Here is a 10,015-nt window from a genome sequence, read left to right as displayed (position 1 = left end):
GTGAAGATCCGCTCGGCGCTGACCTGCGAGCTGGTCAACGGCATCTGCGGCAAGTGCTACGGGCGCGATCTCGCCCGCGGCACCCCGGTCAACCACGGCGAGGCGGTCGGCGTCATCGCCGCGCAGTCGATCGGCGAGCCCGGCACGCAGCTGACCATGCGCACCTTCCACATCGGCGGCGCGGCCCAGATCAACGAGCAGTCGTTCGTCGAGTCGAACTTCGAAGGCAAGGTGGTCATCAGGAACAAGTCGATCGTCAAGAACTCGGAAGGCCAGGCGATCGCCACCGTCCGCAACATGGTGGTTGCGATCGTCGATGCCGACGGCACAGAGCGCGCGACGCACCGTATCCAGTACGGCTCGAAAATGCTCGTCGACGAAGGCGACATGGTCAAGCGCGGCACCCGCATCGCCGAATGGGATCCGTTCACCCGTCCGGTGCTGACGGAGGCCGAGGGCACCATCGGCTTCGAGGATCTGGTCGAAGGCCAGTCGATCTCGGAAACGCTCGACGAATCCACCGGCATCGCCAAGCGCGTGGTCATCGACTGGCGCTCGACGCGCGGTGGCGCGGACCTGCGTCCGGCGATCGTGATCAAGGGCAAGGACGGCAAGGTGCTGAAGCTCGCGCGTGGCGGCGATGCCCGCTACATGCTGTCGGTCGACGCCATCCTCTCGGTCGACGTCGGCGCCAAGGTCAAGCCGGGCGACATCCTCGCCCGTATCTCGACCGAAAGCGCCAAGACGCGCGACATCACCGGCGGTCTGCCGCGCGTGGCGGAGCTGTTCGAGGCGCGCAAGCCGAAGGACGCGGCGATCATCGCCGAGATCTCCGGCACCATCCGCTTCGGCCGCGACTACAAGAACAAGCGCCGCATCTCGATCGAGCCGGTCGACAAGACCGAGGAGACGCGCGAGTACCTGATCCCGAAGGGCAAGCACATCCACTTGCAGGACGGCGACGTCGTCGAAAAGGGCGACTTCATCGTCGAGGGCAATCCGGCACCGCACGACATCCTGGCGATCAAGGGCATCGAGGAGCTCGCTGCCTACCTGGTCAACGAAATCCAGGAGGTCTACCGGCTGCAGGGCGTGCTCATCAACGACAAGCACATCGAAGTGATCGTGCGTCAGATGCTGCAGAAGGTGGAGATCACCGACCAGGGCGAAACCGACATGATCGCGGGCGAGCAGGTCGACAAGATCGAGTTCGACCAGGTCAACGAGAAGGCCAAGGAAGAGGGCAAGAAGATCGCCACGGGAACGCCGGTTCTGCTCGGCATCACCAAGGCGAGCCTGCAGACCCGCTCCTTCTTCTCGGCCGCCTCGTTCCAGGAGACCACGCGCGTCCTCACGGAAGCCGCGGTCAACGGCAAGGTCGATCCGCTCGAGGGCCTGAAGGAGAACGTCATCGTCGGCCGGCTGATTCCGGCGGGCACCGGCGCCTCGATGGCCAAGATCCGCGAAGTCGCTGTGAAGCGCGACAAGCTGATTCTCGACGAGCGCGAGAAGCAGGCCGCGATCGTGCCGACCGCGCCGGAAGCGGAACCTCTGGCTTTGCCGCCGGCGGAGTAAGCGCTCCGGTAGAACTACGGAAATATATGCTGCGAAAAGGCCGGCCATGCGCCGGCCTTTTTGTTTTTCTTCATTGCTGCGGTGCAGAAACCCGCTTTGTTCATCTTTCCTTCAGGGTGAAAAGCGCCTTTCCTAGTAGCGGATTTGACCGCGCGCTTTCCGGGCAGGGGGGCGGCGGAAGCGGCGGAACGGAATACATGTTGGACCTCGCAATTGTCGGCGGCGGCCCCGGCGGGCTGATGAGCGCCTGGTATCTGAAGAAGAAGCTCGGCGACCTCTGCCGCATCACCATCTACGAGGCTTCCGACCGCCTTGGCGGCAAGATCGTCACCCGCAAGTTCGATACCGCGAACGCGATGTACGAGGCGGGCGTTGCCGAAATCTACGATTACTCGATGACCGGCCCCGATCCGCTGCGCGAGCTGATCCAGCATTTCGGACTGCAGACCATTCCAATGGACGCCGAGCAGGTGCAGCTCGACGGCGTCCTGCTCAACGACGTGCCGGGCATGCGCCGCAAATACGGCGAGAAGACCGCGGCGGCGATCGAGGCGTTCCGCAAGCGCTGCACCGGCATGATGAGCCCGCTGCAATATTATGAAGGCGTCGGCGCCCAGGACAACGAGCACCCCTGGGCCTGGAAGACTGCGGAGCAGCTGCTCGACGAGGAAGTCGACGATCCCGTCGCAAAGCGCTTCTTCAAGGTGATGGCGCGCTCGGATATCGCGACCGAATCGCACAACACCAACGGCCTCAACGCGCTGAAGAACTTCGTGATGGATGTCGACGGCTATATTGGCCTGTATTCCATCCAGAACGGCAACGAGCAGCTGATCGAGTGCCTGGCCTCCGAAGTGAGCGCCGACATCCAGCTCAATCATCGCGTGCTCAAGGTCGGCAAGACCGCCGCCGGCCGCTACCGCCTCAACATGATGAACGGCAAAGGGCCGGAGAGCCGCGACTTCGACCTCGTGCTGATGTGTCTGCCGCATTCCTGGCTGTCGACCATGGGCTGGGAAGGCGAGCAGCTGCGCGCCTCCATGGTCAAGCACGTCTCTTATTTCGACCGGCCGGCACATTACCTGCGCGTCTCGATCCTGTTCGACGAGCCGTTCTGGGGCGAGAAGATCCCGGGCTCCTGGTTCATGTCGGAAGCGTTCGGCGGCTGCTGCGTCTACAACGAAGGCTCGCGCCACGACGTCGGCCGGCACGGCGTGCTGAACTGGCTGATCGCCGGCTCCGACGCGCTCGCCTTTGCCAATCTCTCCGACCAGGAGCTGATCGATGCCGCGCTGAAGTCGCTGCCGGCTTCGCTCGGCAACGCGCGCGAGTATTTCCTCGAGGGCAAGATCCATCGCTGGCTATCGTCGGTCAACGCGCTGCCCGGCGGCCTGCCGGCGCGCGACGTGCTGACCAACCACCGGCCGGAGCCGAAGCAGCATCCGGGGATCGTCGTGGTCGGCGACTACCTGTTCGACTCCACGCTCAACGGGCTGCTCGACTCCTCGGACGCCGCGACCGACCTCATCCTCACCGAGATGATGCGGCTGCGCCGCGCCAAGACGCAGACCGAGAAGCCGCTGTCCGACAAGATCGACCGCGATTATTTCGACAATTATCGCGGCGCCGGTCCCTACAGCGAGGCGTGGCACCGGTTCACCGATCCCGACTACCTGACTCAGCTGATCAGGATCGTCTGGGGCGAGGCAAAGGGCTACAAGCTGCTGGTCGCCGGTTCCGCCAGCGGCGAATTGGTCGGCGCGCTGCGCGAGCGCGGCATCGATGCCTGGGGCATCGAGAACAACCGCGCCATCCACGCCAAAACGCCGAGGGCGCTGCAGAAGTACAACAAGCTCGGCACCGTCACGGACATGCCGTTCAAGGCAGGCAGCTTCGATTTCGTGTTCGAAACCAGCCTCTGCCACGTCTCCGAAAGGCAGGTGGCGCGCGCAGTGCGCGAGCTCAACCGCGTGGTCAGGACCGGCATCGTGTTCGGCTCGGTGACGTCTGACATGGCGCCGGCGATCATCGACCGCTACGACCTGCTGCGAGGCGTGAAGAAGCTCGGCACCTGGTGGGAGTGGTCGGAACTGTTCTTCGGCAACGGCTTCGACCTGTCGATGCACCGCCGCGACGTGATGGATGCCGTTTGGGCGGCGACGCTGGCGGCCAACAAGGGGCCGGGGCATTGGTACGCCGACGCCGACAGCCTGCGTTATTCGTTCTTCGACAGGATCGAGGACGAGGACGAATAGCCGCGTTAACCCGTTTTGTTCCATTTGTTTTGCCGAATGCCGCCTGATCGCCTAGGATTGGAACGGTAGCGATTTGCCGCTATCGCCTCGCGTAGCGGTCATGCCGGCCGTGCGATATCGGTTGGTTTCATGGCGCCCAAACCTCCTTCACCGGACGCTCCGACACGTGCCCGGACCGACGATCCCGAGCTGAACAGGCTCGCGGCGGCCGATCCGCATGCTGCGCCGGTCTCCGCCGACGAGGCGGCGGAGGAGGACGAGGAGGAAATCGAGCTCGACGACGAGGAAGACGAGGATCTCGTCGTCTTCACCGCGCGCGAGGCGGCGGGCGCGTTCGCCACCATCTACGGTTTTGTCCGGCCCCATTTCGGCAACTACAAGAAGCTGATCGCCTTCGTCAGCTTCGGCGTCATCGTCGAGACGCTGTTCAACGTCATCATGCCGCTCAGCCTGAAATTCCTGATCGACGACGCGCTCGGCGAGGAGGATTTCAAGGCCCTCTACAAGATCCTCGGCGTGCTGGCGGTGGCCGGCATCCTGACCTCGATCATCGCGGTCTGGTACGAGCGCCACGACGCCCGGCTGGCGGCGGGCCTGATCGCCGACGTGCGCACGCGCATCTTCGAGCACGTGCAGGACCTGCCGGCCGGCTATTTCGCCAAGACCAAGCGCGGCGAGATCCTGTCGCGCTTCTCGATCGATCTCACGGCCTTCGAGAGCGTGGTCAAGAGCTTTGCCAACAGCGCCGCGCTGCCGTTCCTCGAGCTCATCGCCGGTATCCTCCTGATGCTGTTCCTGAACTGGCAGCTCGCCGCGGTGGCGCTTTTGGTGTTTCCGATCACCCTGATCGGCCCGCGCATCCTCACGCCCAAGGCAGTGCAGGCCAATTACGAGCAGAAGCTGAACGAGGCGGCGCTGCTCGGCACGGTGCAGGAGAGCATCGCGGCGCAGGCGGTGGTGAAGGCGTTCAGCCTGCAGCGCCGCGTCTTCGGCTGGTTTTCGCTGCGCAACCAGGATGTGCGCATCAAGACGGCTTCCGCGGTGTTCCTCTCCACCATGGTGGAGCGCACCGTCACCGTCTCCGTGCTGCTGTTGCACCTCGTGGTGCTGGCGATCGGTGCCTATCTCGCCACCAAGGGCCAGATCACCATCGGCACCTTCGTCACCTTCGAAAGCGCGTTCTGGGAGGTGTCCTACAACATCGCCCATCTCATGCACTTCATCCCGGTGTCGATCCAGTCGGCCGCTGCCGTGCGCCACATCCAGGAGCTGCTCGACGAGCCCACCCGCGGCGCCGACCGGCCCAGTGCGCCGGAGCTGCCGCGCGTCGAGAACGACATCACCTTCGAACGCGTCACCTTCGGGTATGAGGGCGCGGCGACGCCGGTGCTCGACAACCTCACGCTCAAGCTCGATGCCGGCAAGAGCATTGCGATCGTCGGCCCCTCGGGCTCCGGCAAGAGCACGCTGCTCAACCTGATCCTGCGGCTGTACACGCCGGACGATGGCAGGGTTACCATCGACGGCGTCGACATCCGCCGCGTCACGCTGGAATCGCTGCGGGCAAAGATGGCGATCGTGTTCCAGGAGAACATGCTGTTCAACATGTCGATCCGCGAGAACATCCGCCTCGGCAAGGAAGGCGCGACCGACGATGAGGTCGAGCAGGCGGCGCGGAAGGCCGAGATCCACAGCTACATCATGAGCCTGCCGGAGGGTTACGACACCCAGGTCGGCGAGCGCGGCGACACGCTGTCGGGCGGCCAGCGCCAGCGCATCGCGATCGCGCGCGCGCTCATCCGCAACCCCTCGATCCTGCTGCTGGACGAGGCGACCTCCGCGCTCGACCAGACCACGGAAGCGGCGATCAACCGCACGCTGCTCAACGTCGCCGAAGGCCGCACCATGATCTGGTCGACGCACCGGCTGACCTCGGTGGTCGAGATGGACGAGATCATCGTGATTTCCGGCGGCCGCGCCATCGAGCGCGGCTCGCATGCGGAACTGCTCGCCAAAGGCGGGGTCTACCGCAAGCTCTGGGACGACCAGAGCCACGCCTCGCATCATGCCGGCCAGGCGGATGACGACAACGAGGACGACGACGATGAGGAGTGAGCCGCGCGCTCAGGCGATGCGGCCCTGCTTGGGATAGCCGGGCGACGCGCGGCCGGCCGCGCCCGCGGATATCCGCTTGCTGGGCCCGGAAAATCGTTCGGCCATCGAATCGATTCGGCGCGGCCGATCGGCCATCCAGCGCCTGCGCGACTCGCGGGGCAGGCTTTGCGGCGGCCCAGCAGCTCCCGCCTGGTCGAAGTCGAAAGCGGCTCTAGGAGTATTATTTTACCTTAATCGAACCCGAATCCCATGTGGAAGAGCGGTTTGACGCGCCATCCGGAAAGATGATGTTCTCGCGGCCCGCCCGGCCTTGTCTTTTGTTGCGGTGACGAGCGACCGGCCGCCTTGCGCCGGTGCGGGCGCAGTCGACGGATTCCGCAAGTGCCAGAGGCGCTTCCAAGCCACCGTTTCGCCTTGACTTGACCAGGTCGGGCTTATACAAGGCGCCCACTTAACGACAGGCGGTGAGCAACGCCAGCGTCGGAACGGAGCACCCTGACCTGCTTTTTCGGCCGGGAAGGGCACCAACCTCGACGAATGCCGCTCAAACGCTGTCGATCATAGCTAGGCAATGCCAGTGCGATTTTTGTTCTCTTGAGCAAGTCCTCTTGAGATCGATTTCGGATGCATGACCTCGGTGTCCGGATGGAACAGCGAACGCTGTTTCGTCTTTATCCGCGGTCCTCTGTGGCGTCGAAGCGCTTTCCACTCAGGGAATGGGTGGTTGGCGTGTTTTCGTTTTGCGTGAACGTTTTCACGCGAGGCGGCCGGACGGGGCGGGGTGTCCCGAACAAGAATTTGCGCAGCCGGTCATTGGTTGCGCGCGAATAAGAGGGTGAAGGCTACATGCCGACGATCAACCAGCTGATCGCAAAGCCGCGCGAAGTGCAGAAGTCGCGCAAGAAGGTGCCGGCGCTGCAGCAGTCGCCGCAGAAGCGCGGCGTGTGCACGCGCGTCTACACGACGACCCCGAAGAAGCCGAACTCGGCGCTCCGCAAGGTCGCCAAGGTGCGCCTGACCAACGGCTTCGAGGTGATCGGCTACATCCCCGGCGAGGGCCATAACCTGCAGGAGCACTCGGTGGTGATGATCCGCGGCGGCCGCGTCAAGGACTTGCCCGGCGTGCGCTACCACATCCTCCGCGGCGTGCTGGATACCCAGGGCGTCAAGAACCGTAAGCAGCGCCGTTCGAAGTACGGCGCCAAGCGTCCGAAATAATCGGGAAGAGATCAGATGTCGCGTCGCCATTCTGCCGAAAAGCGTGAAGTCCTTCCGGATCCCAAGTTCGGGAACATCGTCATCACGAAGTTCATGAACTCGGTGATGTACGCCGGAAAGAAGTCCGTTGCCGAAGGCATCGTCTACGGTGCGCTCGGCATGATCGAGGCCAAGACCAAGCAGAATCCGCTCGGCGTGTTCGAGCAGGCGCTCGAGAACGTGATGCCGACCATCGAGGTCCGCTCCCGCCGCGTCGGCGGCGCCACCTATCAGGTGCCGGTGGAAGTCCGCACGGTGCGCCGCCAGGCGCTCGGCATCCGCTGGCTGATCGCTGCAGCGCGCGATCGCAACGAAAAGACGATGACGGAGCGGCTCTCGGCCGAGCTGCTCGACGCGTCGAACAACCGGGGGAATGCGGTCAAGAAGCGCGAAGACGTGCACCGGATGGCGGAAGCCAACCGTGCCTTCTCGCACTATCGCTGGTAACGGCGAAAAACCGGAATCAAGGAACAGACCATGCCCCGCCAACATGCCATCGAGGACTACCGCAACTTCGGTATCATGGCGCATATCGACGCCGGCAAGACCACGACCACCGAGCGCATCCTCTATTACACCGGCAAGAGCCACAAGATCGGCGAAGTGCACGAAGGTGCCGCGACGATGGACTGGATGGAGCAGGAGCAGGAGCGGGGCATCACGATCACCTCGGCTGCGACCACCGCGTTCTGGGCCGGCAAGCGTCTGAACATCATCGACACCCCCGGCCACGTCGACTTCACCATCGAGGTCGAGCGCAGCTTGCGCGTGCTCGACGGCGCCGTATGCGTGCTCGACAGCAACCAGGGCGTCGAGCCCCAGACCGAGACCGTCTGGCGCCAGGGCGACAAGTACAAGGTTCCGCGCATCGTATTCGCCAACAAGATGGACAAGACCGGCGCCGACTTCTTCAAGTGCCTTGCCGACATCGTCGACCGCCTCGGCGCCAAGCCGATCGCCATCCAGCTGCCGATCGGCGCCGAGAACAACTTCAAGGGTCTCGTCGACCTCGTGAAGATGAAGGGCATCATCTGGAACGACGAATCGCTCGGCGCGAAGTTCGACTATGTCGACATCCCGGCCGATCTCGTCGACCAGGCCAAGGAATACCGCGAGAAGATGGTGGAAGCCGCCGTCGAGCTCGACGACGATGCGCTGGCTGCTTTCCTCGACGGCAACGAGCCCGATGAAGCGACGCTGAAGCGGCTGATCCGCAAGGCGGTGCTGACCGGCGCGTTCTTTCCGGTGCTGTGCGGCTCGGCCTTCAAGAACAAGGGCGTGCAGCCGCTGCTCGACGCGGTGGTGGATTATCTGCCGTCGCCGATCGACGTGCCCGCCATCAAGGGCCTCGACGAGGACGGCAACGAGATCATTCGCCTTCCGAACGACAAGGAGCCTTTGGCGCTGCTGGCGTTCAAGATCATGGACGATCCGTTCGTCGGTACCATCACGTTCTGCCGCATTTATTCCGGCACGTTGGTGTCGGGCACCGGCGTCGTCAACTCGACGCGTGACCGCAAGGAGCGCATCGGCCGCATGCTGCTGATGCATGCCAACAACCGCGAAGACATCAAGGAAGCCTATGCCGGCGACATCGTCGCGCTGGCGGGCCTCAAGGAAGCGCGCACCGGCGACACGCTGTGCGACGCGAACAAGCCGGTGATTCTCGAAAAGATGGAATTTCCGGAGCCGGTGATCGAGATCGCGATCGAGCCGAAGACCAAGGCCGACCAGGAAAAGCTCGGCATTGCTCTCGCCAAGCTCGCCGCGGAGGATCCGTCGTTCCGCGTGTCGACCGACCAGGAGTCCGGCCAGACCATCCTCAAGGGCATGGGCGAGCTCCATCTCGACATCAAGGTCGACATCCTCAAGCGCACCTACAAGGTGGAGGCCAACATCGGCGCGCCGCAGGTGGCGTTCCGTGAGCGCGTCACCAAGAAGGTCGAGCAAAGCTACACCCACAAGAAGCAGACCGGCGGCACCGGCCAGTTCGCGGCCGTCACCCTCGTGGTCGAGCCGAGCGAGCCCGGCAAGGGCTACGAGTTCGAGTCGAAGATCGTCGGCGGCGCGGTGCCGAAGGAATACATCCCCGGCGTCGAAAAGGGCATCGAGAGCGTGCTGTCGTCGGGCGTGGTCGCCGGCTTCCCGGTGGTGGACGTCAAGGTGCAGCTGATCGACGGCAAGTATCACGACGTCGACTCCTCGGCGCTGGCGTTCGAAATCGCCACGCGCGCCTGCTTCCGCGAGGCGCTGCAGAAGGGCAAGTCGGTCCTGCTCGAGCCGATCATGAAGGTCGAGGTGGTGACCCCGGAAGACTACACCGGCTCGGTGATCGGCGACCTCAACTCGCGGCGCGGCCAGATCCAGGGCCAGGACATGCGCGGCAACGCCAACGTCATCAACGCGATGGTGCCGCTCATGAACATGTTCGGCTACGTCAATAACCTGCGCTCGATGAGCCAGGGACGCGCCACCTTCACGATGCAATTCGACCATTACGCAGAAGCCCCCGCCAACGTGTCGGCGGAAGTCCAGAAGAAGTTTGCTTGATAATCGTTGATGCCAGTCAGCGATTGAACGGAGAGTCAAATGGCCAAAGCAAAGTTTGAACGTACCAAACCCCACTGCAACATCGGCACCATCGGTCACGTCGACCATGGCAAGACGTCGCTGACGGCGGCGATCACCAAGATCCTGGCCGAGACGGGCGGTGCAACGTTCACGGCATACGACCAGATCGACAAGGCGCCGGAAGAGAAGGCGCGCGGCATCACGATCTCGACCGCTCACGTCGAATACGAGACCAAGAACCG

At 63.8% G+C, this 10,015-nt stretch carries 7 protein-coding genes and 1 pseudogene; 7 read left to right on the top strand and 1 reads right to left on the bottom strand.

Annotation, left to right across the window (positions count from 1 at the left end; translation table 11 throughout):
- The 3 genes and pseudogenes from ACT4OC_RS10045 to ACT4OC_RS10035 form a co-directional block, all read left to right on the top strand.
- A pseudogene (locus tag ACT4OC_RS10045) lies at positions 1-1,575 on the top strand (DNA-directed RNA polymerase subunit beta'); the annotation flags it as partial.
- Between the two features lie 197 nt (positions 1,576-1,772).
- Complete coding sequence (locus tag ACT4OC_RS10040; protein ID WP_444838826.1) at positions 1,773-3,830, top strand: FAD-dependent oxidoreductase; 2,058 nt, start codon at positions 1,773-1,775, stop codon at positions 3,828-3,830.
- 129 nt (positions 3,831-3,959) lie between these two features.
- Entirely contained in the window at positions 3,960-5,945 is a 1,986-nt protein-coding gene (locus tag ACT4OC_RS10035; protein ID WP_444838825.1) for an ABC transporter ATP-binding protein, read from the top strand.
- 9 nt (positions 5,946-5,954) lie between these two features.
- Here the strand turns inward: ACT4OC_RS10035 and ACT4OC_RS10030 are convergent, their stop codons facing one another.
- Positions 5,955-6,080 (bottom strand): hypothetical protein, encoded by a 126-nt coding sequence (locus ACT4OC_RS10030; RefSeq protein ID WP_444838824.1) that lies wholly within the window; start codon positions 6,078-6,080, stop codon positions 5,955-5,957.
- A 711-nt stretch (positions 6,081-6,791) separates the two neighbouring features.
- On the opposite strand from ACT4OC_RS10030, the gene rpsL reads away from it, so the two are divergent.
- The 4 genes from rpsL to ACT4OC_RS10010 all read left to right on the top strand — a co-directional run.
- A complete protein-coding gene (gene rpsL, locus ACT4OC_RS10025; protein WP_028168167.1) occupies positions 6,792-7,163 on the top strand; it encodes a 30S ribosomal protein S12 in 372 nt (123 codons plus the stop codon).
- Between the two features lie 15 nt (positions 7,164-7,178).
- Entirely contained in the window at positions 7,179-7,649 is a 471-nt protein-coding gene (gene rpsG / locus ACT4OC_RS10020) for a 30S ribosomal protein S7 (protein WP_444838823.1), read from the top strand.
- Between the two features lie 30 nt (positions 7,650-7,679).
- Positions 7,680-9,752, top strand: coding sequence for an elongation factor G (fusA, locus tag ACT4OC_RS10015; protein WP_444838822.1), 2,073 nt, complete (start codon positions 7,680-7,682; stop codon positions 9,750-9,752).
- Between the two features lie 39 nt (positions 9,753-9,791).
- A partial coding sequence (locus ACT4OC_RS10010; protein WP_444838821.1) for a GTP-binding protein occupies positions 9,792-10,015 on the top strand: 224 nt, incomplete at its 3' end.

It is taken from the genome of Bradyrhizobium sp., from assembly GCF_052389815.1.
GTDB lineage: Bacteria > Pseudomonadota > Alphaproteobacteria > Rhizobiales > Xanthobacteraceae > Bradyrhizobium.
Note: the sequence above shows the minus strand (reverse complement) of the source record. Positions and strands in the feature narration are given on the sequence as shown.

Bases quoted from the DNA above. Each gene is read 5' to 3' on its own strand.
- ACT4OC_RS10040 (WP_444838826.1), top strand. From the start codon at position 1,773: ATGTTGGACCTCGCAATTGTCGGCGGCGGCCCCGGCGGGCTGATGAGC.
- ACT4OC_RS10035 (WP_444838825.1), top strand. From the start codon at position 3,960: ATGGCGCCCAAACCTCCTTCACCGGACGCTCCGACACGTGCCCGGACC.
- ACT4OC_RS10030 (WP_444838824.1), bottom strand. From the start codon at position 6,080: ATGGCCGATCGGCCGCGCCGAATCGATTCGATGGCCGAACGATTTTCC.
- rpsL (WP_028168167.1), top strand. From the start codon at position 6,792: ATGCCGACGATCAACCAGCTGATCGCAAAGCCGCGCGAAGTGCAGAAG.
- rpsG (WP_444838823.1), top strand. From the start codon at position 7,179: ATGTCGCGTCGCCATTCTGCCGAAAAGCGTGAAGTCCTTCCGGATCCC.
- fusA (WP_444838822.1), top strand. From the start codon at position 7,680: ATGCCCCGCCAACATGCCATCGAGGACTACCGCAACTTCGGTATCATG.